The 24689-nt window shown below is 72.1% G+C and carries 12 protein-coding genes and 1 pseudogene; all 13 read left to right on the plus strand.

Going from position 1 to position 24689, the window contains the following annotated elements:
• Positions 1-2 precede the first annotated feature (2 nt).
• Complete coding sequence (locus NGK70_RS10655; protein ID WP_251973201.1) at positions 3-8447, plus strand: glycoside hydrolase family 94 protein; 8445 nt, start codon at positions 3-5, stop codon at positions 8445-8447.
• Positions 8448-8665: 218 nt separating this feature from the next.
• Positions 8666-11413, plus strand: a complete 2748-nt coding sequence (gene acnA, locus NGK70_RS10660; RefSeq protein ID WP_251973202.1) for an aconitate hydratase AcnA — start codon at positions 8666-8668, stop codon at positions 11411-11413.
• The gene (locus NGK70_RS10665) at positions 11410-12810 is read left to right on the plus strand and encodes a class II fumarate hydratase (protein ID WP_251973203.1); all 1401 of its coding nucleotides are present in this window, start codon (positions 11410-11412) and stop codon (positions 12808-12810) included. The genes acnA and NGK70_RS10665 overlap by 4 nt, the downstream gene beginning before the upstream one ends.
• 196 nt (positions 12811-13006) lie before the next feature.
• Positions 13007-15007 (plus strand): sigma-54-dependent Fis family transcriptional regulator, encoded by a 2001-nt coding sequence (locus NGK70_RS10670; protein WP_251973204.1) that lies wholly within the window; start codon positions 13007-13009, stop codon positions 15005-15007.
• Between the two features lie 252 nt (positions 15008-15259).
• Positions 15260-17068 (plus strand): flavin-containing monooxygenase, encoded by a 1809-nt coding sequence (locus NGK70_RS10675; RefSeq protein WP_251973205.1) that lies wholly within the window; start codon positions 15260-15262, stop codon positions 17066-17068.
• Between the two features lie 232 nt (positions 17069-17300).
• Positions 17301-17840 (plus strand): hypothetical protein, encoded by a 540-nt coding sequence (locus NGK70_RS10680; RefSeq protein WP_251973206.1) that lies wholly within the window; start codon positions 17301-17303, stop codon positions 17838-17840.
• Between the two features lie 12 nt (positions 17841-17852).
• On the plus strand, positions 17853-18224 hold the full coding sequence (locus NGK70_RS10685) for a response regulator (RefSeq protein WP_251973207.1): 372 nt from the start codon (positions 17853-17855) through the stop codon (positions 18222-18224).
• 10 nt (positions 18225-18234) lie between these two features.
• The gene (locus tag NGK70_RS10690) at positions 18235-18546 is read left to right on the plus strand and encodes an STAS domain-containing protein (protein ID WP_251973208.1); all 312 of its coding nucleotides are present in this window, start codon (positions 18235-18237) and stop codon (positions 18544-18546) included.
• Entirely contained in the window at positions 18543-20762 is a 2220-nt protein-coding gene (locus tag NGK70_RS10695; protein WP_251973209.1) for a chemotaxis protein CheA, read from the plus strand. Before NGK70_RS10690 ends, NGK70_RS10695 begins: the two co-directional genes overlap by 4 nt.
• Positions 20759-22078: pseudogene (locus NGK70_RS26625) on the plus strand (PAS domain-containing protein); the annotation flags it as partial. The gene NGK70_RS10695 and the pseudogene NGK70_RS26625, both read left to right, overlap by 4 nt.
• 12 nt (positions 22079-22090) lie before the next feature.
• Positions 22091-23275, plus strand: coding sequence for a methyl-accepting chemotaxis protein (locus NGK70_RS26630; protein ID WP_428985611.1), 1185 nt, complete (start codon positions 22091-22093; stop codon positions 23273-23275).
• Positions 23276-23287: 12 nt separating this feature from the next.
• Positions 23288-23836, plus strand: coding sequence for a chemotaxis protein CheW (locus tag NGK70_RS10705; RefSeq protein WP_251973211.1), 549 nt, complete (start codon positions 23288-23290; stop codon positions 23834-23836).
• A 13-nt stretch (positions 23837-23849) separates the two neighbouring features.
• Positions 23850-24668 (plus strand): CheR family methyltransferase, encoded by an 819-nt coding sequence (locus NGK70_RS10710; protein WP_251973212.1) that lies wholly within the window; start codon positions 23850-23852, stop codon positions 24666-24668.
• The last annotated feature ends 21 nt before the right edge of the window (positions 24669-24689 follow it).

A 24689-nucleotide genomic window follows, 5' to 3' on the forward strand; every position in this document is an offset into this window, starting at 1 on the left:
GCATGGCGTTCCCACGGCTGAAACACCTGATCCCCCAGGCCGGGACCGACCTGCAGACCCTGCTGGAGGCCTCGCGCGGCGCGCTGCTGCCGCCGCTGCGCGCGGAGATCTTCGGGCCGCAGCGCCTGGCCGCCCATGGTCGCAGCCTGGGTGCCACGCACCGGGCGGCCACGCCGTCGTGGCATGCCGCGAGCTTCTTCCCGCGCCTGCGCAGCAACATCCGGGTGCTGCGCGAGGCCCACCGCTTCATCAGCGCGCAGGCCCGCGCCGGCCATGAGATCAGCCCGGCTGCCGAATGGCTGCTGGACAACTTCCACCTCATCGAGGCGCAGTTCGAGGCGGTGCACGAGGGCCTGCCGCGCAACTACTACCGCGCCCTGCCGGTGCTGCTGGACGAGCCGCTGGCGGGCCTGCCGCGCGTCTACGGGATTGCCTGGGCGTTTGTGGCCCACAGCGATGGCGCCTTTGACGAGGAGCTGCTGCTGCACTTCCTGTCGGCCTACCAGGAGAGCTGCGAACTCACGCTCGGCGAGATCTGGGCCCTGCCGACCACGCTGCGGGTGGTGCTGATGGAGAACCTGCGCCGCCTGGCCGAGCGCGTGGCCACCCACAAGGCCGCACGCGAGGCGGCCAATCTCTGCTGCGACCGGCTCGACGCCTGCCATCCCGTCCCGCTGGACGAGTTGCTGGCGGCCATGAACCGCCGCGGCGTGGGCGCCGTGTTCCTCGCCCAGCTGGCCCTGCGGCTGCGCGAGCATGGCGGGGACCCGGCCGCGCCGTTGCGCGCCTGGCTGCACCAGGCACTGCCCGACCCGCCCGCCGCCCTGGCGCAGCACAACGCCGACCTGGCTGCCGACAACCTGAGCGTGGGCAACGCCGTGACATCGCTGCGCCTGATCGGCGAAGTCGACTGGACCCAGCTGGTGGCCCGTGCCAGCCAGCTCATGCAGGTGATGCTGGGCTCGCCGCTGTTCGAGGCCGAGCACACCCGCACCCGGGATCAGACCCTGCATGCCATCGAACGAATCGCTCGCCGCAGCCGATGCAGCGAGATCATGGTGGCGCGGGCGCTGCTGGGGCTGATGACCACGGCCGACGCCGATGAGCAGGGCAACGCGGCCGCCCACGAGCTGGGGCCTGCCCACTGGTTGAACGGCGAGGGCTGGCCCGCGCTGGCCCAGGCGCTGGGTCTGCCGGTGGGCGTGGCCCCGGCGTGGCGCCGCGCCCGGCAGCGCGTCGTGTTGCCGGCCTATCTGGGGGCCCTGCTGCTGGGCACGCTGGCCGCCGCCGGTTGGTTGCTGCGCGACGGCAGCGGGACGGTGGCTTGGACGGGGTGGACGGTGCTTACCGTCGGGCTGCTGGCGCTGCCGGCCTCGCAGGCGGTGGTGGCGCTCATCAACCGGTTGATCGGCGAGTCGGTGTTGCCGCGGCGGCTACCGCGCCTGGCGCTGGCCGGCGGCATCCCGCCGGCGCACCGCGTGATGGTGGTGATCCCGGCGATGCTGTCCAGTCCGGCCTCCACCCGCGCCCTGGTGCACCAGCTTCACCTGCACCACCTGGCCAACCCGGAACCCTGCGCCCAGTTCGCACTGCTGACCGACTGGGCCGACGCCGATGCGCCGCAGGCCCCTGGAGACGAGGCCCTGCTGGCCGATGCGGTGGCGCAGGTCGAGGCGCTGGACCGGCACTGTCGCAGTGAACGGGCTGACATTGACGCTGAAGCTGATGCGCAGGCCGATGCACCTCGTTTCATCCTGCTGCACCGCACCCGCGAGTTCAGTGCGACCGAGCAGCGCTGGATCGGCTGGGAACGCAAGCGCGGCAAGCTGGAACGGCTGGTGAGCCAGCTGGCAACCGGGGCGCCAGGCGCCTTCCTCGATCTGGGCCGGACCTCGCGCATCGCCCCGGGGGTGCGCCACCTCGTCACGCTCGACAGCGATACCCGGCTGCCGCCCGGGCGGCTGCGCGAGCTGGTGGGCGTGGCCGCCCACCCGCACAACCTGCCCCGGCTGGAGGCCGACGGGCGCCGCGTTCGCAGCGGCTTTGCCATCCTGCAGCCGCACGTGGCGGCGCCCCTGCCGGCGGCCCGCGAGGTCACGCCCTACCACTGGCTGTTCGCCGGGCCCTGCGGCATCGACCCGTACAGCAGCGCCACCTCGGAGCTCTACCAGGACCTGTTCGACGAGGGCAGCTTTGCCGGCAAGGGCCTACTGAACGTGCAGGCTGTGCATGCGCTGCTGGGTGGCCGGCTGCCCGAGGACCAGGTGCTGAGCCACGACCTGCTCGAAGGGGCGCTGGCCCGCTGTGCCGCGCTGAGCGACATCGCGGTGGTCGAGGTGCCGCCGTCGCACGCCGACGTGGCGGCCTCGCGCCGCCACCGCTGGATGCGTGGCGACTGGCAGTTGCTGCCCTTCCTGCTGCAGCCGCGGCGCTGGCCGCTGGGGGCCGTCAACCGCTGGAAGATGCTGGACAACCTGCGCCGCTCGCTGGTGTCGCCGGCCGCGCTGGCCGGGCTGTGCCTGGCGCTGGCGGGCTCGGGCGTGTCGCCCTGGCGCGCACTGCTGCTGGTGCTGCTGGCCTTCGGCGCCGGGCCGGTGATGGGGGCGCTGGCGGGCAGCACGCCGTCGCGCCGCAAGGTGGCGCGCCGGCACTTCTACCGCCAGGTCGTCACCGACTGGCTGCGTGCCCTGGGCGTTGCGCTGTGGCAGTTCGCCATGCTGCTGCAGGATGCGTTGGGGGCGGCCGACGCCATCGTGCGGGCCCTGTACCGCCTGGGCATCAGCCGCCGCCACCTGCTGCAGTGGACCACGGCCGAAGCGGCGCAGGCCGCTACCGCCACGGCGGCCGCCGCGAGCCTGCGCGGCACGCTGCGCCGCCATGCCGCGGAGCCCATGGCTGCCGCCGTCCTGCTGGCTGCGGCCTGGGCCCTGGACACGCCGTACCCAGGGTTGAGCTTTGCCCTGGGCCTGCTGTGGGGTTGCGCGCCCCTGTGGACTTGGTGGGGCAGCCGGCCCACCGCGAGCCTCATGGGCCCGATGGCGCGGCTGCGCACCGGGCTGGCGGATGACACCCAGCCCCCGAGCGTGGCCGAGCGGCGCATGCTGGCCGCGCTGGCGCGCGACACCTGGCGCTTCTTCGAGCGCTGCGTGAGTGCGCAGGACCACCACCTGCCACCCGACAACCTGCAGACCGCACCGCACCCCATCCTGGCGCACCGCACCTCGCCCACCAACATCGGCCTGTACCTGCTGAGTGCGGCCTGCGCGCGGCGCTTCGGCTGGATCGACACCGCCGACCTGCTGGTCCGCCTGGAGGCCACGCTGGGCACGCTGCGGCAGATGCAGCGCCACCGTGGCCATTTCCTGAACTGGTACGACACGCGCACCCTGGCGCCGCTGCTGCCGATGTACGTCTCCACGGTGGACAGCGGCAACCTCAGCGGCCACCTGCTGGCCGTGGCTCAGGCCTGCCGGGAGTGGGCGCTGGCCACAGAGCGCCCGGCCGAGTCCGCTCGCCTGCTGGCGCTGGCCGAGGCCTTCGAGCCGCTGGCCTGGGAGGCGGATTTCAGCTTCCTGTACGACCGCCGCCGCCACCTGCTGCACATCGGCCACCGGGTGGCCGACGGTCTGCCGGACCCGGCCTGCTACGACCTGCTGGCCTCCGAGTCGCGCCTGGCCAGCCTGCTGGCCATTGCCAAGGGCGACGTGCCGCTGCGCCACTGGACGGCGCTGGGCCGGCCGGCCTGTGCCGTGGGCAGCACGGCGGGGCTGCGCTCCTGGTCGGGCTCGATGTTCGAGTACTTCATGCCCGGGCTGGTGCTCGACGAGCCCGAGGGCAGCGTCCTGCACGAGGCCTGCCGCGCGGCGCTGCAGGAGCAGGTCGCCTGGGCGCAGGCCCACGGGCTGCCCTGGGGCGTTTCCGAGTCGGCCTACGCGGCCAACGACCACACGCTGGCCTACCAGTACGCGCCGCAGGGCGTACCGCGCCTGGCGCTGCGCCGCACGCCGCCCGACGAGTGGGTGGTCGCGCCCTATGCCACGGTGCTGGCCGCCGGCCTGGCCCCCCACCGGGCCTGCCAGAACCTGGCCACGCTGGAGACGCTGGGGGCGCGCTCGACCTACGGCTTCATCGAGGCGCTGGACTTCACCCCCGCCCGCCAGATCGCGGGCGGCGGCCACACGCCGGTGCAGACCTTCATGGCCCACCACCAGGGCATGACCATCGTCGCGCTGGCCAACCTGCTGCTGGACGGCGCAGCGCGGCGCTGGGGCATGGGCAACGCCTACCTCCAGGCGGTGGCCCCGCTCCTGCACGAACGCGCACCGCGGGAGGTGCCGGTGATCACCGCCCCGCCGCCGATCCCTCCGGTGCCGGTCCGAGCAGGCCCGTCTGCCAGCCTGGTGCGTGAAGTGCGGCCCGACGCCGAGGCGGTGCCGCCCACCCAGCTGCTGTCCAACGGGCACTACAGCGTCACGGTGCGCCCCAACGGCGCCGGCTGGAGCCGCTGCGGCCCGGTGGGGCTGACGCGCTCGCGCGACGATGCCCTGCGCGACGCGCTGGGCAGCTTCCTGTACCTGCGGCACCAGCGCCATGCGCCGGTGGTCTCGTTGACCAGCCACCCGGCGCCGGACGACGCGGCGCGCTACCGCAGCGTCTTCCACGCCGACCGGGTCTGCTTCGACGCCGACTGGCCCCACCTGACGGCACGCACCACAGTCTGGGTCAGCCCGGAGGACGACGTCGAGCTGCGCCGGGTCGAACTCCACAACCTTGGCGACCGGCCCATCGAGATCGAGCTGATCTCGGCCTTCGAGGTCAGCCTGTCGCCGCCGCTGGCCGACGAGGCCCACCCCGCCTTTGCCAACCTGTTCGTGAGTTCGCGCTGGCAGGCGGCGCAGCAGGCGCTGCTGTTCGAACGCACGCCCCGCCTGCCCAGCGAGCCGGCGCTGAAGATGGCGCACTTCCTGGCCGAGACCGACCCGCAACTGCTGGAGCTGCAGATCCAGACCGACCGCCAGCTCTGGGCCGGACGCAACCGCGCCGTCGACCGCCCCGCGGCGCAGCTCGTCGCGCCCCCCCTGCACGGCGCCACGATGCCCGACGGCCCCTGCGAGGCCGCCCGCGGGGTCGAGCCCGGGGTGGCGCTGGCCACCGGGCTGGACCCGGTCTGCGCGCTGTCGGTACGGCTGCGCCTGCCTCCATCCGGCCTGGCCCGGCTGACCTTTGCCACCGCGGCCAGCGACCAGGCCGGCACGCTTCAGGCGGTGATCGACAAGTATCGCCAGAGCAGCCAGGTGGAACGTGCCTCGCTGATGTCGACCACGCTCGCAGGCGTGCGCCTGCGCGCCCTGCAGACCCGAGCCGAGGACTTTGCCGCCATCCAGCGGCTGACCACCGCGCTGGTGTCGGGGCTGACCCGCGTACGCCACGAGGCCGCCTGCCTGCCGCCCGAGCACACCGGCGGGTGTGACCGCCGCCTGCTCTGGGCCCACGGCATTTCCGGGGACCGGCCGATCCTGCTCGTCACGGTGGGCACGCCGCAGGGACTGGGCCTGCTGCGCGTGCTGGCGCAGGCGCTGCGGCTGTGGTCCTGGGGCGGCATCGCCTGCGACGTGGTGGTGCTCAACATGGAACCGGTGTCCTACGAGATGGCGCTGGCGCATGCCCTGGCGGCGCTGCAGCAGCGCTCGCTCAGCGACGACAACCTGCCCGGCTGGCCGGCCACATCCAGCCTGCAGGTGCTGCGCGCCGACGAGGTGGGCAACGAGGTGCTCAGCACGCTGCGGCACCTGGCGCGCCTGCAGCTGCACGCCGACGGCCGGCCGCTGCACCACCACGTGCAGGCCTGGGCCGACCAGCACGAGCAGGCCGGCGCGGCGCGGCTGCGCGAGGCGGGCTGCACCGTGGCCGGTCCCACCCCCAACGCCGAGGCCGACCCGGACCCGCTGCCCGCCACCCCGACGCGGGCCCCCGCGGGGCGGTTCCTGCCCGAGCGGGGCGCCTACCAGTTCGACGTGAGCGCCGCCCAGCGCCCGGCACGGCCCTGGATCAACGTCCTGTCCAACCCCGGGTTCGGCACCCAGGTCTCGGAGACCGGTGCCGGCTGCACCTGGGCGGTCAACAGCCGGCTCCACCAGCTGACCGCCTGGTCCAACGACCCGGTGGCCGACCCGCCGCGCGAGTGGTTCCTGTTGCAGGACACCCGCACGCTGGCCGTCTGGCACGTGGCGCCGTCGGCCTGGGGCGATCCCCTGGCCACCTACCAGGTCACCCACGAGGCGGGCAGCACGGTGATCCGCCACCGCCGCGACGCGCTGGAGGTCACCACCACCTGGTGCGTGGACCCGCAGACCCGCGTCAAGCAGGTGAGCCTGCGGTTGGTCAACCACGGCAGGCGCAGCCTCGCACTGCGCCTGGTCGGCCTGGTCGAATGGCAGATGGGCGCCTCACTGGCCGACCGCCTCACGGTGCACACTGCCCTGCACCGCGAGCTTCTGACGGACGGGGCCTCCTCGGGCAAGCGGCTCACGGCCCTGTTGGCCACGCAGCAGGACCACTCGGCGGGCTTCGGCGGCCGCACGGCCTTCCTGGCGCTGGCCGACGCGGCGGACCCTCCCGGCGCGATGCCGGACTGGACCTGCGACCGGCGCGAGTGCTTCGACGCGCGCGGCTGCCTGACCCTGCCCGACCACTTCGGCCAGCGCGCCGGCGGTGGGCTGGACCCCTGCGCGGCCCTGTCCACCTCCCTCACGCTGGCGCCGGGGGGGCACGCGGAGCGTGTCTTCCTGCTCGGCCACGCCGACGATGCCGCCGGCGCACGCCGGCTTGCCGCCGAGGCGGCCGCCCAGCCGGCCGGCCAGCGCCTGGCACGCAGCCGCGCGCACTGGGACGACCTGCTGGGCGCCGTCACCGTGGTCACCCCCGACCCGCTGCTGGACGTGCTGGTCAACCGCTGGCTGCTCTACCAGACCGTGTCGTGCCGGATGTGGGCCAAGGCCGGCTTCTACCAGGCCGGCGGCGCCACGGGCTTCCGCGACCAGCTGCAGGACGCCCTGGCGCTGGCCTGGGCCGCACCGGCGATGCTGCGCGAGCAGATCCTGCGCTGCGCGGCCCGCCAGTTCGCCCCCGGTGACGTGCAGCACTGGTGGCACGCCCCCTCCGGCGCGGGCGTGCGCACCCATTTCTCCGATGACCTGCTGTGGCTGCCGCTGGCCTGCGCGCACTACCTGCGGGCCACCGGGGACGCCGCGCTGCTGGAGCTGCGCGTGCCCTTCCTGGTCGGCGCGGCCATCCCCGCTGGCGCCGAGGATGTCTACGACACCCCGACGGCCAGCCAGGAAGAGGCGACCGTGTTCGAACACGCCGCCCGCAGCATCGACCGCAGCCTGGCCGTGGGCGCCCACGGCCTGCCGCTGATGGGCAGTGGTGACTGGAACGACGGCATGAACCGGGTCGGCAGCGGCGGGCAGGGCGAGTCCGTGTGGCTGGGCTGGTTTCTCTGCGCGGTGGTGGCGGGCTTTGCTCCGTTGGCACGCACGCGCGGCGAGGCCGAACGCGCCGACCGCTGGGAGGCCGCCGCCGCTGGCTGGCGCCAGGCGCTCAACACCACGGCCTGGGACGGCGGCTGGTTCACCCGCGCCTTTTTCGACGACGGCCAGCCGCTAGGCTCACAGCGTAACGCGCAGGCCCGCATCGACCTGATCGCCCAGGCCTGGAGCGTGCTGTCGCACGCGGGCGAGCCGGACCTGCAGATGGCCGCGATGGCTGCAGTGCGGCAGTGGCTGATCGACGACCGGGCCGGGCTGATCCGCCTGCTGGATCCGCCGCTGACCGATGCACAGCCCAGCGCCGGCTACATCCAGGCCTACCCGCCGGGGGTGCGCGAGAACGGCGGCCAGTACTCGCACGCCGGCGTGTGGGCGCTGATGGCCCTGGCCAAACTCGCCCGAGGTGGATCGGCGGCGGCCTGCGATGCCGCCGGGGACGAGGTCTACCGCGCCTTCACCCTGCTCAGCCCGGCGCACCGCAGTGAGCACCCCGTCTGGGGGGCGGCCTACGGCCTGGAGCCCTACGTGATGGCCGGCGACGTTTGCAGCCAGCCCCCGTACGTGGGGCGCGGTGGCTGGAGCTGGTACACCGGTGCGGCCGCCTGGCTGCACCGGGCGGCCATCGAGAGCCTGTTCGGGCTGCAACTGGAGGCCCAGCAGCTCTGCCTGCGGCCCTGCCTGCCCTCGCACTGGCCACGGGCGGAGCTGACGCTCACGCGGGAAGGGCGCCGGCTGCACTTCATCGTGCTGCGGGCCAACGCAGCCACTGCCCTGGCCGCCACCGCGGTGCAGGGCGCGCGCCTGCTCCTGTCCGGACAGGGGGTGGCTTGGACGCACCTGGGCCGCCACGCCTGCTTCGTGCTGCCGCTGCTCGATACCGCGGCTGGAGAGTCGGCATGACCTCCCGCCGATCCGCCATGCCCGTTCAAGCGCCCGAACCACGCGCCATTCCCACTGGGCCGGCAGCACGGCCACGCCAAACGGTTCAGAATGGCCCGGCTGACCCGCTATCGCTCGCCGACTGGGCCGACCAGCCCCGGAACGCGCTGCCTCGCGTTCTCCTCCTGCCGGTGCCCTGTCCTGCGCATGTGCCCCGGCAGTTGCCACGGGAGACGCTCATGTCCCTGACCCTCCGCCCCGCAGACAGCCTGCGCAGCCTCACCCTCGGTGAGGGTCGTACCGCCCAGTTCCATGCCCTGGGGGCCCTCCCTGACCTGAACCTCGGTGTGAGTGCCGCGGCGCTGGCACGCCTGCCGGTGTCGTTGCGCATCGTGCTGGAGTCGCTGCTGCGCCACGTGGACGGCCGCCGGGTCACCGCGGAGCAGGTGCGCCAGCTGGCCCGCTGGCAGCCCAAAGCGCCCCGGCAGGATGAGATCCCGTTCATCGTCGCCCGCATCGTCCTGCAGGACTTCACCGGCGTGCCGCTGCTGTGCGACCTGGCGGCCATGCGCGATGCCGCGGTGCGCTTCGGCCACGAGGCTGGGGTGATCGAGCCGCAGGTGCCGGTGGACCTGGTGGTGGATCACTCGGTGCAGGTGGACCACTTCCGCGAGGTGGATGCGCTGGACCTGAACATGCGCCTGGAGTTCCGCCGCAACGTGGAGCGCTATCGCTTCATCAAGTGGGGCCAGCAGGCCTTCCACAACGTGCGGGTGATCCCGCCGGGCATCGGCATCGTGCACCAGGTCAACCTGGAGCACCTGGCGCGCGGGGTGATCCGCCGCGGCGACCTGCTGTTGCCCGACACGCTGGTGGGCACCGATTCGCACACCACCATGATCAACGCGCTGGGCGTGGTCGGCTGGGGTGTGGGCGGCATCGAGGCCGAGGCCGGCATGCTCGGCCAGCCGGTGTCCTTCCTGACACCCGATGTGGTGGGCGTGCACCTGCGCGGCAAGCTGCGCCCGGGCGTCACCGCCACCGACCTGGTGCTGGTGGTCACCGAGCGGCTGCGGCGCTTTGGCGTGGTCGGCCAGTTCGTGGAGTTCTTCGGCGCGGGGGCCGCCTCGCTGTCGCTGCCCGACCGTGCCACCATCGCCAACATGGCGCCCGAGTACGGCGCGACGATGGGCTTCTTCCCGCCCGACGAGGTGGCCGCCGGCTACCTGGCCGCCACCGGCCGCAGCCCTGCGGAGGTGGACGCCTACCGGCGCTACTTCCAGGCCCAGGGGCTGTTCGGCATGCCCGCTGCGGGCGACATCGACTACAGCCGCGAGCTGCTGATCGACCTGGACGAGGTGACGGCCTGCGTGGCCGGCCCCAAGCGCCCGCAGGACCGCATCGCGCTGCCGGACCTGAAGGCGCGTTTCGCGCAGCTGCTGAGCGTGCCGGTGGGCGAGGGCGGCTACGGCCGTGCCGATGAGCCGGCCCCGCCGCGCGTCCCGGTGGGCAGCGGGCAGGACCTGGGCGATGGCGACGTGCTGATCGCCGCCATCACCTCCTGCACCAACACCTCCAACCCCGGCGTGATGCTGGCCGCCGGCCTGCTGGCGCGCAAGGCGGTGGCGCGCGGGATGCGGGTTGCCACCCACATCAAGACCTCGCTGGCGCCGGGCTCACGCGTGGTGACCCACTACCTCGGCCGCGCCGGGCTGATCGAACCGCTGGAGGCCCTGGGCTTCCGGGTGGTGGCCTACGGCTGCACCACCTGCATCGGCAACGCCGGGCCGCTGGCCGCGGCGGTCGAGCTGGCGGTGACGCGCCACGACCTGGTGTGTGCGGCGGTGCTGTCGGGCAATCGCAACTTCGAGGCGCGCATCCACCCCGCGCTGCGGGCCAACTTCCTGATGAGCCCGCCGCTGGTGGTGGCCTTTGCGCTGGCCGGGCGGGTGGACATCGACCTCACCCGTGAGCCGCTGGGGGTGGACGGCCAGGGCCGGCCGGTCTGGCTGCACGAGATCTGGCCGACACCCAAGGAGATCGCCACCACGCAGACCAAGTCCATGGACCGGGCCGCCTACCGTGATCTCTATGCCGCGGGGGCCACCCAGGGGCCCCTCAGCCACCCGCTGTGGTCACGCATCACCGCTCCCACGGGCGAGCGCTACACCTGGGAGCCCTCCACCTACATCGCCAGGCCGCCCTTCCTCGACGGGCTGACGTTGGCGCCGGCCGCACTGCGGCCCATCGTCGGGGCGCGGGCGCTGGCGATCTTCGGCGACTCCATCACCACCGACCACATCAGCCCGGCCGGCTCGATCCTGCCCGGCTCGCCCGCGGGTGTCTGGCTGCAGCAGCATGGCGTGGCGCCGGCCGACTTCAACAGCTACGGCTCGCGCCGCGGCCAGCACGAAGTGATGCTGCGCGGCACCCTGGCCAACGTGCGCCTGCGCAACCGCGCGCTGCCGCCGGGGCCCGAGGGGCTGGCGGTGGAAGGCGGCTTCGCGCTGCACCAGCCCGACGGCGCCGTGGACACGCTGTTCAACGTGGCCATGGCCTACCAGCGCGAGGGCACGCCCACGCTGCTGTTTGCCGGCGAGGAGTACGGCAGCGGCTCCAGCCGCGACTGGGCGGCCAAGGGCACCCGGCTGCTGGGGGTGCGGGCGGTGGTGGCGCGCAGCTTCGAGCGCATCCACCGCGCCAACCTGATCGGCATGGGGGTGCTGCCGCTGCAGTTCATCGACGGTGAAAACGTCGACTCGCTGCACCTGCGGGGCGACGAGCGCTTCGACCTGCCCGGGGCCGACGGCGCCCTGCAGCCCGGCCAGCTGCTGACGCTGTATATCGAGCATGCCGACGGCCGCCGCAGCCATTGCCTGCTGCGCCTGCGCATCGATACCGCCGTCGAGGCGGACTACCACCGCCATGGCGGCATCCTGCCCTTCGTCCTGCGCGAGCGCCTGGCCCGCGAGCTGGAGCCGGCATGAACACCCGCACCGAGCGCGACAGCCTGGGCCCGGTCGAGGTGCCTGCCGAGGCGCTCTGGGGTGCCCAGACCGAGCGCAGCCGGCGGCTGTTCACCATCGGCGGGGCAGGGCAGCAGCGCATGCCGCTGGCGCTGATCCATGCCATGGCGCGGATCAAGGGCGCCGCGGCGCAGGTCAACGCCGGGCTCGGCCGGCTCGATGCGCCGCGGGCCAGCGCGATCGCCGAGGCCGCGGCGCGGGTGGCCGCCGGCGAGTTCGACGACGCCTTTGTGCTGTCGATCTGGCAGACCGGCTCAGGCACGCAGAGCCACATGAACGTCAACGAGGTGATCGCGCGGCTGGCGTCGCAGGCACTGGCGGATCAGGACAGCACCCAGCCGCTGACGGTGCACCCGAACGACCACGTCAACCTCGGCCAGTCGTCCAACGACGTGTTTCCCAGTGCGATGCACATCGCCGCCCTGCAGGGCGTGCGCGGGCTGGAGGCGGCCCTGGCCGGCCTGCGCCATGCGCTACAGGAGAAGGCCGTGGCCTGGGCGGACCTGATCAAGGTCGGCCGCACCCACCTGCAGGACGCCACGCCGGTGACGCTGGGGCAGGAGTTCGGCGGCTACGACGCCCAGCTTGGCCTGGCGGCTGCGGCCCTCGCGCACACGCTGCCGGCGGTGCAGGCCCTGGCCATTGGCGGCACGGCGGTGGGCACCGGGCTGAACACGCACCGCGCGTTCGGCCCGCGCGTGGCGGCGCTGCTGGCGCAGCAGCTGGGCGAGCCCTTCACCGTGGCGGGCAACCCCTTTGCCGCCCTGGCCGGGCACGAGCCGCTCGTGGGCCTGCACGGCGCGCTCAAGACGCTGGCGGTGGCGCTGATCAAGATTGCCAGCGACATCCGCCTGATGGGCAGTGGCCCGCGCGCCGGCCTGGGCGAGCTCCACCTGCCGGAGAACGAGCCCGGCAGCTCGATCATGCCCGGCAAGGTCAACCCCACCCAGGTGGAGGCGCTGCTGATGGTGGGCTACCAGGTGCTGGGGCACGACGTGGCGATCGGCTTCGCAGCCAGCCAGGGCCAGTTCGAGCTGAACACCTGCAAGCCGCTGATCGCCGCCAACCTGCTCGACAGCCTGCGCCTGCTGACCGACGCGATGGACAGCTTCACCCGCCACTGCGTGGTCGGCCTGGAGCCCGTGCGCGCGCAGCTGGGTGCGCAGCTCGACCGCAGCCTGATGCCAGTGACGGCGCTGACGCCGCACATCGGCTACCAACGCGCCGCCGCCATCGCCCACCACGCCCACCGCCAGGGGCTGGGCCTGCGCGACGCCGCGGTGGCGGTGGGGGGCCTGAGCGCCGCCGAGTTCGACGCCTGGGTGGACCTGCGGCGCATGCTCGGGCCGGAGGGTTGAGAGCACGCCGGGTCCCGCGCCCGGGGGATCGCGGCGGATCAGACCCCTTCGCCCACGTCAGCCTGTCGGCGTGGGAGAGGGCGCTTGCATGGTGCCTCACCAGGGTCGCCACCCCGGGGCTTCCCCCCGGTTGACAGTGCGCCGCGCTGCCACGAAGGTGGCGGGCCCGGCCCTGTGGCCTTCCTGAGCGCCCGCCATGCACGCAGCCCAGCACCAGCACATCGCCACCGTGATGCGGGTGGCTGCCGACGGCGTGGGCGCCGTCGCCGCGGCGCGGCACGAGCAGGTGATCCGCGACTCCTGGCTGCGCTGCGTGCAGGAGCACCGGCTCGATCCCACGCGCATGCAGGAGGCCGTGATCCTGCCGCAGGCCCGGCTGCGCGAGCACCAGGACCAGATGGAGGCCTTCCTGCAGATCGCCCGCCATGGCCTGGAGTCGCTGTACCAGCAGGTGGCCGGCATGGGCTACGTCGTGCTGCTGACCGACGCACGCGGCATCACGGTGGACTTCCTCGGTGACCTGGTGGTCGAGCCCAGCCTGCGGCGCGCCGGCCTGTACCTGGGCGCCGACTGGAGCGAGCACCGCGCCGGCACCTGCGGCGTGGGCACCTGCATCCGCACCGGCCAGGCGCTGACCGTGCACCTGGATGACCACTTCGACGCCACCCACATCCCGCTGACCTGTACCGCCGCGCCGGTGTTCGACGCCACCGGCCAGCTCAGCGCGGTGCTCGACATCTCGATGCTGAGCTCCGACCAGCCCAAGAGCAGCCAGCACCTGGCGCTGCAGCTGGTCAAGGTGTATGCGCAGCATGTGGAGAACGCCCAGTTCCTGCAGCGCTTCCGCCAGGACTGGGTGCTGCGGCTGAGCCCGGCGCCGCAGTTCCTGGACGTGAACCCCGACTTCCTGCTGGCGCTGGATGCCGGTGGCCGGCTGATCGGCCACAACCGCCGTGCCCAGCTGCTGCTGCAGGAGCTGCCCGCGCTGCGCGGCCGGCCACTGATCGGCCAGCCGCTGAGCGCGTTGCTGGAGGCGCGGCCGGAGGACCTGGGCCGCTTCGTCGCCGCCCGGCCGGCCGACCAGCGCGCGGTGATGCTCGCCGGCGGCGAGCGGCTGCTGTTCATGCTGGCCTCGCCGCCCCCGGTGGCGGTGCGGGCCCCCGCGGCGGCGCGCGGCCTCTCCGGTAGCGAGCCCGACCGGCGCAGCCTGCCGGCGCCACTGGCCGCGCTGTCGGGCGGTGATGCGCGGCTGGACCGCCAGATCGAGCGTGCCGCGCGCCTGGTCAACAGCCCCGTGAGCCTGCTGGTCACCGGCGAGACCGGCAGCGGCAAGGAGTACTTCGCCAAGGCCGTGCATGCCGCCAGCGCCCGCAGTGCGCGGCCCTTCGTGGCGGTGAACTGCGCCGCCATCCCCGAGGGCCTGATCGAGAGCGAGCTGTTCGGCCACCTGCCGGGCAGCTTCACCGGCGCCGGGCCGCGCGCCAAGCGCGGGCTGATCCAGGCCGCGCACGGCGGCACGCTGTTCCTCGACGAGATCGGCGACATGCCCCGCGCGCTGCAGGCGCGGCTGCTGCGCGTGCTGGCCGAGCGCGAGGTGCTGCCCATCGGCGCCAGCCAGCCGGTGGCGGTAGACATCCGCGTCATCGCCGCCACCCACTGCCCGCTGGAGGCCCTGGTGCGCGAGGGCCGCTTCCGAGACGACCTGTACTACCGGCTCAACGGCGCGCACTTCCAGCTGCCGCCGCTGCGCGAGCGCAGCGACCTGGACACGATGATCGACCGCCTGCTGGACGGGCGGGCGCTGGAGCCCGAGGCCCGAGCCCTGCTGCGCGCCCACCGCTGGCCCGGCAACCTGCGCGAGCTGGCCAACGCCCTGGCCTATGCCCGCAGCGTGTGCAGCGACGGCGTGATCCAGAGCGCCGATCTGCCCGACGCGCTGCTGGCCGGGGCACCCACAGCGGCCCCCGACTCCGCCCCCGACGCTGCCGCTGCCGCCGCCACCCTTCAAGGTGGTGACGACGCAGAAGCCCTGCGCCAGGCCCTGCGCGCCGTGCACTGGAACGTCTCGGCCCTGGCCCGGCAATGGGGCTGCGCCCGCATGACGCTGTACCGCCGCATGGCGCGGCTGGGCGTGCGCTCGCCCAACGCCCAGGATGGGGGCGGGGACGGCGATCCACCTGTCACACCCGAGCTGTGACAGCTGTCTCGCTGTGACAGGCGGCGCAGGCCCCTCGCACCGCCGTCCGCCGCTGCTGCAACGCAGCAGCCAGCGCCATGCACCTGCCGCAACCCCCTGTCGCAGCGGGGGAAGGTGTGGTGTGGCAGTGCAGCAAGACCGGTCTCCGCAGGCGGCTCGGCCGGGCGGCACGCAGCTTGCGCTATGTCAAGGCCCGTCGCGCCAAGACAAAGGCAGCGCCGCGGTCCAGCCACCCTTGATGGAGACAAGACGATGAGTGAATCCCCTGCCAACACCGTTGCGCGCGATTGGCTCGCAGCCTTCGACGCCGCCCTCACCGCGCGCAACCTCGACGCTGCCGCGGCCCTGTTCGGTGCCGAGTGCTACTGGCGCGACCTGATCAGCTTCACCTGGAACATCTGCACCCAGGAGAGTCCGGCGCAGGTGCGCGCGATGCTGGCCGCGCGGCTGGACGACGTGGCGCCTTCGAACTGGCAGCTCGAAGGCGACGCCAGCGAGGCCGGCGGCGTCACCGAAGCGTGGTTCACATTCGAGACCCGGGTGTCGCGCGGCCGGGGCCTGCTGCGGCTGAAGGACGAGAACGGGCAGCCCAGGGCCTGGACGCTGCTGACCTCGATGGTGGAATTGAAGGGGCACGAAGAGAAGACCGGTGAGCACCGCGTGGCCGGTGCGGAGCATGGCGTGCACAAGCACCGCAAGAGCTGGTCGGAACTGAAGGCCGAGGAAGCCGCCCACCTGGGCCGCAGCGTGCAGCCCGAGGTGGTGATCATCGGTGGCGGCCAGGGTGGCATCGCGCTGGCGGCGCGGCTGCGCCGCCTGGGCGTCTCGCACCTGGTGATCGAGAAGAACGCCCGGCCCGGCGACAGCTGGCGCAACCGCTACAAGAGCCTGTGCCTGCACGACCCGGTCTGGTATGACCACCTGCCGTACCTGCCGTTCCCGAACGACTGGCCGGTCTTCGCGCCCAAGGACAAGATCGGCGACTGGCTCGAGGCCTACGTCAAGATCATGGAGGTCAACTACTGGGGCTCGACCCTGGCCCGGGGCTGCCGCTACGACGAGGCCGCCCAGCGCTGGGACGTGAGCGTGGAGCGCGATGGCCAGACCGTGGTGCTGCACCCCAGGGAGCTGGTGATCGCACTGGGCGTGTCGGGCTATGCCAACGTGCCGAAGATCCCGGGTGCCGAGACCTTTGAGGGCGACCAGCACCACAGCAGCCGGCACCCCGGCCCCGAGGCCTGCCAGGGCAAGAAGGTGGTGGTGCTGGGCAGCAACAACTCGGCCCACGACATCTGCGCTGCGCTCTGGGAGAACGATGTCGACGTGACCATGGTGCAGCGCAGCTCCACCCACATCGCACCCAGCGCCGCGCTGATGGAGCTGGCGCTCGGCGGGCTGTACAGCGAGCAGGCGATGAAGAACGGCATCGACCACCACAAGGCCGACCTCATCTTCGCCAGCGTGCCGTACAAGATCATGCACACCTTCCACATCCCCGTGTACGAGGAGATGAAGCGGCGCGAGGCCGACCTCTACGGCCGGCTGGAGCAGGCCGGCTTCATGCTGGACTTCGGCGCCGACGGTTCGGGCCTGTTCATGAAGTACCTGCGCCGCGGCTCGGGCTACTACATCGACGTGGGCGCTTCCGAGCTGGTGGCCAACGGCAGCATCAAGCTCAAGAGCCGCGTCAACATCGAGCGCATCAACCCGAAGAGCGTGACGCTGACCGACGGCAGCGAGCTGCCCTGCGACGTGCTGGTCTTTGCCACCGGCTTCGGCTCGATGAACCAGTGGCTGGACGACCTGATCTCGCCCGAGGTGGCCGACCGCATCGGCAAGGTCTGGGGCCTGGGCAGTGACACCCCCAAGGACCCGGGCCCCTGGGAAGGCGAGCTGCGCAACATGTGGAAGCCCACCCAGGTGCCGCACCTGTGGATCCACGGCGGCAACCTGCACCAGAGCCGGCATTACTCGCAGTTCCTGTCGCTGCAGCTGAAGGCGCGGCTGGCGGGCATCCCGACGCCGGTCTACGGCCAGGCCGAGGTGCACCACCTCCGGTGAGCGGCGCGGGCGGCGCGAGGCCCGAGGCCCGCATGCCCGGCAGGGCACGACGGGCGCAGGCTGCCCGGCCGCCCACCCCAGATCGCGCTGCAGGAGCCCGCCACGGAGCAGGCCGAGCGCCTGCTTCTTGTTGAACCCTTCTCATTCAAGTTGCCAGACGGCTTGCCGAAAACCTGTCCACCCCCCGATTGAGGGGTGTCAATTGCCTGCGACAGAGCCTCCGCAATCCGTGATGAACCCCTCCCATCGGCGGTCACAGCCCCCGGCCCCGGCCGGTCTGCCGCCCCGTGCCCTGGTCCGGGAGCACACCGAGGAGGCCGCAGGCACGCTGGTGGGCGAGCTCCACGGCCTGGCCGCCCGGTTTGATGCCGCCGGCTTCGGTGACGGTGCCGGGACGCGGGGCCGCACCCTGGCGCTGCTGGCCGAGTGCAAGCAGCAGCTCAAGCCGGTGCTCGGCCACATGCGCGAGCTCTGGCAGGGCTCGGAGGTGCTGATCGCCCACGGCCAGGCCATCCGCGGCTCGATCGAGAACCTGGTGGTGGGGCTGCAGTTCCAGGACCGGGTCAGCCAGATCGTTGGCGTCATCGAGCAGGGCATGGGTCGGCTGCTCGGCTCGGTCGAGTCGGGCCAGGCGCTGCCGCCACCGCCGCAGTGGCTGGCGCGGCTGCAGCAGGGCTACACGATGCGCGACCAGCGCGAACAGCATCGCGGCGGCCCCGGCCAGCCCCCTCAGACCGGGGCGGCGTCCGCTGCCCGGGCCGTGTTCTTCTGAACGGTTCATGCCATGAACACAACCATCCTCGTCGTCGACGATTCCAGTTCCCTGCAGGCGCTGGTGAAGATGTCGCTCAACCGTGCCGGCTTCGATCTGCTGGAGGCGCCCGATGGCCGCCAGGCCCTGTCGGAGCTGGATCAGGCCGCCAAGGTGCACCTGGTGGTCAGCGACGTGAACATGCCCACGATGGACGGGATCACCTGCCTGCAGGAGGTGAAGCAGCACCCGCGCCACCGCTTCACGCCCGTGGTCATGCTGACCACCGAGGACTCCGGCAGCCGCATGGCCCAGGCCAGGTCTGCTGGTGCCAAGGCCTGGCTGACCAAGCCCTTCAACCCGCCGATGCTGCTGGATGCGGCGCCGCGGGTGTGGCCGAACTGAGGGCACGCGCATGACGGACGAACACGTGCTTGGGGCAGATTTGACGATCTACAGCGTGGCGCAATGGGCTGAACGCTGCCGGTTGTGGGTGAGGGACTCGGACGGTGCCACGGGCGACCTGCCGCTGCAGGTGCAGGCCGACCAGGTTGAAGAGGTGGACGGCGCCGGCGTGCAGCTGCTGCTGGCGCTGTCTCGCAGCCTGGAGCAACGGGGGCGTCGCCTGGCGCTCCTGCGGCCCTCGCCCGTGCTGCTGAAGGCGCTGCAGCGGCTGGGCGCTGGCGACCTCGCCACGCAGCAGGTCGCACGGGAGGTGGGGGCATGAACATGGACACGTCCGACGACGACCTCGTCGCTGAGCTGCTGCCGGCCTTCATCGAGGAGGCCAACGAGCAGGTGGCCGCCTTCGAGCAGCTGCTGCTGGAGCTGGAGGACCTGCCGCACGACCACGACCGGCTGGATGCACTGTTTCGCTGCGCCCACACCGTCAAGGGGTCGGCTGGCCTGTTCGGCCTGCATCGGGTGGTGGAGTTCACCCACCATGTGGAGACGCTGCTCGACCAGGTGCGTGACGGACTGCTGCAGCTCACGCCAGCCCTGAGTACCCTGTTGCTGCAGAGCAATGACACCATCCGTGAGCTGGTGGCCACCGCCCAGCTGCCCGACGACGAGGCCAGCCAGAACGTCCGCCAAGCCCTGGTGCAGCGCCTGCAGGAGGCCGCCGGGCACCGCGTGGGGGGGGCCGCGCAGGCTTGCCAACCCCCCGGCCCCGCCGCGGCCGTGCTGCCGCCCGGCCACCGGCGCTGGCGGCTGTCGGCACGCTTTGGCACGGAGGTATTCCGCAACGGCATGGACCCGCTCGCCATCCTGCACTACCTGGCCGATCTCGGCCGCCTGGAGCCGGTGGCCTGCGATCGGGCACGGATCCCGGAGCTGGAGGCGATGGATCCGGAGAGCTGCCACCTCTGGCTGCAGTGCGAGCTGGAAGGGGCGGTCGAGCGCAGCCAGATCGAGCACGCCTTCGAGTTCGTGCGGGACGACTGCGAGCTGGAAATCGAAGACCTGACGGCGGAACTCGATGAGCACCCCGCGGACAGTGCGCACGAGCGGCTCCAGGCCGCGGTGGCCGAATTGCGCCAGCTGGCGGCGCCCGCGGCAGCGGCATCTTCCACAACCGCAGCAACCGCAGCCGCGTCGCCGCGGCCGCGTGAGGGCGCTGGCCCCGGTGGCGGCGAAGAAGGCGGTTTCATCCGTGTGCATGCCCACCGCCTCGACGACGTGATCAACCTGCTCGGCGAGCTCGTGATCGCTGGCGCCGGCGCCTCCCAGCTGGCGCGCCAGACGCGCCAGCGCGGCCTGATCGAGGCCAACCAGCGCATCTCCCGCCTGATCGAAGGCATCCGCAACAGCACGCTGAAGCTGCGCATGGTGCCCATCGGCGACACCTTCGCGCGCTTTCGCCGCGTGGTGCGCGACACCGCGGCCGAGCTGGGCAAGGACGTGGCGCTGGAGATCGTCGGCGCGGACACCGAGCTGGACAAGGCGGTGGTCGAGCGCATCGCCGATCCGCTCATGCACCTGGTGCGCAACGCCCTGGATCATGGCCTGGAGAAACCCGACGACCGGCTGGCCGCCGGCAAGCCGGCGCAGGGCCGGCTGACGCTGTCGGCCTGCCACGAGAGCGGCAGCGTGCTGATCCGCATCATCGACGACGGCCGCGGCATCCAGCGCGACAAGGTGCTGCAGCGCGCCTGGCAGCGCGGCCTGGTGCCGCAGGGGGTGCAGCCGCCGGAGGAGGACGTGCTGCGGCTGATCTTCGAGCCGGGCTTCTCCACCGCCGAGCAGGTCACCAACCTCAGCGGCCGCGGCGTGGGCATGGACGTGGTGCGCAGCAACATCGAGGCGCTGCGCGGCTCCATCCACATCACCAGCGAACCCGGCCAGGGCAGCTGCATGGAGATCCGCCTGCCGCTGACGCTGGCGATCATCGATGGCTTCCTGGTGGGGGTGGGCTCTTCGCGCTTCATCTTCCCGCTGGAGTCGGTGGTCGAAGTGATCTCCAGCCGCCCGGACGCGATGGCGGTGGACGCCCACGGCCGTGGCTGCGTCGACCTGCGCGGCCGCCTGCTGCCGGTGGTTGACCTGCGGCGGCTCTACGAGCTGGAGCCGGACGCGGTCGAGCGCCACAGCATCGTCGTGGTGCGCAGCGGCACCCGCCAGCTTGGCGTGCTGGTCGACAACCTGCTCGGCCAGCACCAGACCGTCATCAAGCCGCTCGGGCGGCTGCTGCGCAGCCTGCGCGGCATTGCCGGCTCGTCGATCCTCGGCTCCGGCGAGGTGGCACTGATCGTCGATGCCGATGCCCTCGGCCAGATCGCCGCTTCTGCCACCCGCGGCCCGGCCACGCGTGTGGTGGCCGATCCGGCCACGATGCCGCCGCCCGGCCGCCCGGAAAGCGGACCCCCGTCCAGAACCCCCAGCCCCACCGGCAACCCCGCCCCCTCCCACAACGCCCCCACCGCCCAAGGACACGCCCAATGAATCACCCCGCACCCGGAGTGCTAGCCCGTTTGCTGGCCGGCAGCGAGATCGAACGCTACCGCCTGGAAGCCGAACGAACGGAACAGGCACGAGGCGCCGCCGAGGCTGCCCGCCGCGCTGCGGAGGACTCTCTGCGGTCCGAGGCCGCTGCGCGCGAGGCGGCCGACGCGGCCCGGGCGCAGGCCGAGTCGAGCCTGGCTGCGGTGCAGGCGCACCTGGCCCAGGTCGAAAGCGAGCTGAAGGTCCGCACGCAGGTCATGAACCTGACGAGCATCGTCTCGGAGTCGGACAAGAAGGGCGACATCCTCAACGTGAACGAGAAGTTCATCGAGGTGTCGAAGTACTCGCGTGACGAGCTGATCGGCCATCCGCACAGCACGACCCGGCATCCGGACATGCCGAAGGAGACCTTCAAGAAGCTGTGGCAGACCATCGGCCGTGGCGAGCTCTTCCGCGGGGTGATCAAGAACCGCGCCAAGGACGGCTCGCCGTACTATGTCGATGCCGTGATCGCCCCGATCCTGGGCGACAACGGCAAGCCGATCCGCTACCTCGGCGTGCGCTACGACATTACCGAGGCGGAGGTCGAGCGTCAGAACGCCCGGGGCATCCTGGCGGCCATCAATGCGTCGAGCGCCTACCTGGAGATGGACGTGAGCGGACACGTCCTGACTGCCAACGACATCCTGCTGGACCTGCTGGGCTACCGGGCCGATGAGGTGGTGGGCCGCAACCACAAGGTCCTGCTGGATGGGGTGGACGCGGTGGGTGCCGCCTATGAGCGGCATTGGGCCGAGCTGAAGGCGGGCAAGCCCCAGAAGGACGTCTACCGCCGCATGACCAAGTCCGGGCAGGAGGTGTGGATCCAGGCGATCTACGCCCCGGTTTCGGACGAGATGGGGCGCGTCGTGAAGATCGTGATGATCGGCTCGGACGTGACGGCGTCCCGGCAGCAGGCGGCCGATTTCAGCGGCCAGCTGGCGGCCATCGGCAAGTCGCAGGCGGTGATCGAGTTCGATCTGGACGGCAAGGTGCTGAACGCCAACGACAATTTCCTGAACACCTTGGGCTACTCGCTGCAGGAGATCCGTGGCCAGCACCATGGCCAGTTCGTCGACCCGGTGGAGCGCGGCAGCGCGGCCTACCGGCAGTTCTGGGAGCGGCTCGGCCGCGGCGAGTATGACGCCGGGCGCTACCGCCGCATCGGCAAGGGCGGCAAGGAGGTCTGGATCCAGGCCTCCTACAACCCCATCCTGGACATCAGCGGCAAGCCCTTCAAGGTGGTGAAGTACGCCACCGACATCACCGAGCAGGTGCGCGCGGCCGACATGCTGGCGCTCACGGTGGAGCAGGCCCAGGCGGTGGCTGCCGCAGCCAAGGACGGTGACCTGGAGCAGCGCATCCCGCTCGACGGCAAGACCGGCGCGCCCAAGGTGCTGTGCGAGGGCATCAACTCGCTGCTGGAGACCACCAGCGAGATCTTCGGTGACGTTGGCCGCGTGCTCAGCGCGCTGTCCAACGGGGACCTGACGAAGCGCATCGAGCGCGACTGCGCGGGGGTGTTCCAGCGGGTGAAGGACGATGCCAACGCCACCGGTGCCAAGCTGGCCGAGGTGATCGATGAGGTGCGCAGCGCCGGCGAGGCACTCAACAGCGCGGCCAACCAGGTCAACGCCACCGCGCAGGCCCTGTCGCAGGCCGCCACCGAGCAGGCCAGTTCGGTGGAGGAGACCACCGCGTCGATCGAGCAGATGTCCGCCTCGATCTCGCAGAACAGCGACAGCGCCAAGATGACCGACGGCATGGCCACCAAGGCCAACCAGGAGGCTGCCGATGGCGGGGTGGCGGTGACGCAGACGGTGGCGGCGATGAAGCAGATCGCCTCCAAGATCAGCATCGTGGACGACATCGCCTACCAGACCAACCTGCTGGCGCTGAACGCGGCGATCGAGGCCGCCCGTGCCGGTGAGCATGGCCGCGGCTTCGCGGTGGTGGCCGACGAGGTGCGCAAGCTGGCCGAGCGCAGCCAGGAGGCCGCCAAGGAAATCGGTGACCTGGCCACCACCAGCGTGTCCACCGCGGAGCGCGCCGGGCGGCTGCTCGACGAGATCGTGCCGTCGATCAAGAAGACCTCCGAGCTGGTGCAGGAGATCGCCGCGGCCTCCGAGGAGCAGAGCCAGGCGGTCGGCCAGATCGGCGGGGCGATGGGGCAGCTCAGCACGGCGACGCAGCAGAACGCCTCCGCGTCGGAGGAACTGGCGGCCACCGCCGAGGAGCTCACCGGCCAGGCCGAGCAGCTGCAGCGCTCGATCGCGTTCTTCACGCAGGGCGAAGGGGAGGGTGGCGGTGCACGCTCGGGGGCCTTCGGCCAGGAGGGCTTCATGGAGCGCCGTGCGCCCCACTCGCCAATGCGTAAGCCCGGCCGGCCGGCCATGGGCTCCATGGCCTCTGCACCGTCGCTGTCACCGAAGATCGCGGTCAATGGCGGCCGCGGCAACTTCCGCCCGTACTGACGGAGGCGTCCCATGAGCAACCAGACCCTGAGCACCGTGCACGGCCGGGCCGCGGGCGCACCCCCGGTATCGGCCACCGAGCGGCCGCTGCAGTACCTGACGTTCTGGCTCGGCAGCGAGGTGTTCGGCATGGACATCCGCACCGTGCGGGAGATCATCCAGGCGGGGCCGATGACCGCGCTGCCGCTGATGCCGCAGTTCGTGCGCGGGGTGATCAACCTGCGTGGCTCGGTGGTGCCGGTGGTGGACCTGAACGCCCGCTTCGGCCGGCCGGCCTCGACGCTCGGCAAGAAGAGCTGCGTGGTGGTGTTCGACACGCTGCGCCAGGGTGAGCGTGTGGAGCTGGGCCTGCTGGTGGACGCGGTCAGCGAGGTGATCAAGATCGCGCCGGCCGACATCGAGGCGCCGCCGGACTTCGGCAGCGTGCTGCGGCGCGACTTCATCCAGGGCATCGGCAAGGTGGGGCAGCGCTTCGTGGTGCTGCTGGAACCCGACCGGGCGCTGGATGTGCGCGAGATGGCGCAGCTGTGCGAGCAGGCCCAGGAACGCGCGCTGGCATGAGCGAGGCCTCGCCGTGCTGAGCGATCACACCTTCCGGGACATCGCCGGGCTGATGCACGCGACCATCGGCCTGAACCTGCCGCCGACCAAGAAGGCGCTGGTGGCCTCGCGGCTGGCGCCGCGCATCCACCGCCTCGGGCTGGGGGGCTATGACGACTACCTGGCGCTGATCAACGAGGAGCGCGGCGATGGCGAGCTGCAGGTGGCGATCGACCTCCTGACCACCAATGAGACCTACTTTTTCCGCGAGCCGAAGCACTTCGAGATCCTGAAGGAACAGCTGGGGTCGGCGCGGCGGCGTCCCGGGGCGGCGCCGGTGGAGGTCTGGAGTGCGGCCGCCTCTTGCGGCGATGAGGCCTACAGCATCGCGATGGTGCTGGCCGACCTGCAGGCGCAGGAGCGGCTGGCCGCCGGCTGGTCGGTGCTGGGGACCGACATCAGCGACCGGGTGCTGCGCGCCGCGCAGGCCGCGATCTACCCGGCCGAGCGGCTGCGCCATGTGCCGCAGCCGCTGCTGCGGCGTCACTGCCTGCGCGGCGAGGGGGACAGCGAGGGGCTGGTGCAGGTGCGCCCGGAGCTGCGCGAGCGGGTGCGCTTCGGCCAGCTCAACCTCTGCGAGGAGATCGAGCCGCTCGGGCCCTTCGACGCGATCTTCCTGCGCAACGTGCTGATCTACTTCGACGCCCGCACCCGCCGCGAGGTGATCGCTCGGGTGCTGGACCGGCTGCGGCCCGGCGGTCTGTTCTTCATCGGCATGGCCGAGGGCAGGGCGGACCTCGGTGCCCAGGTGGACGTGCTGGGCCCGGGCGCATTCCGAAAGCGGCCGGGTTGATTCACTGATCGGGCCCGGGCA

The organism is Sphaerotilus microaerophilus (assembly GCF_023734135.1).
In the GTDB taxonomy this organism is placed as follows: domain Bacteria; phylum Pseudomonadota; class Gammaproteobacteria; order Burkholderiales; family Burkholderiaceae_C; genus Sphaerotilus; species Sphaerotilus microaerophilus.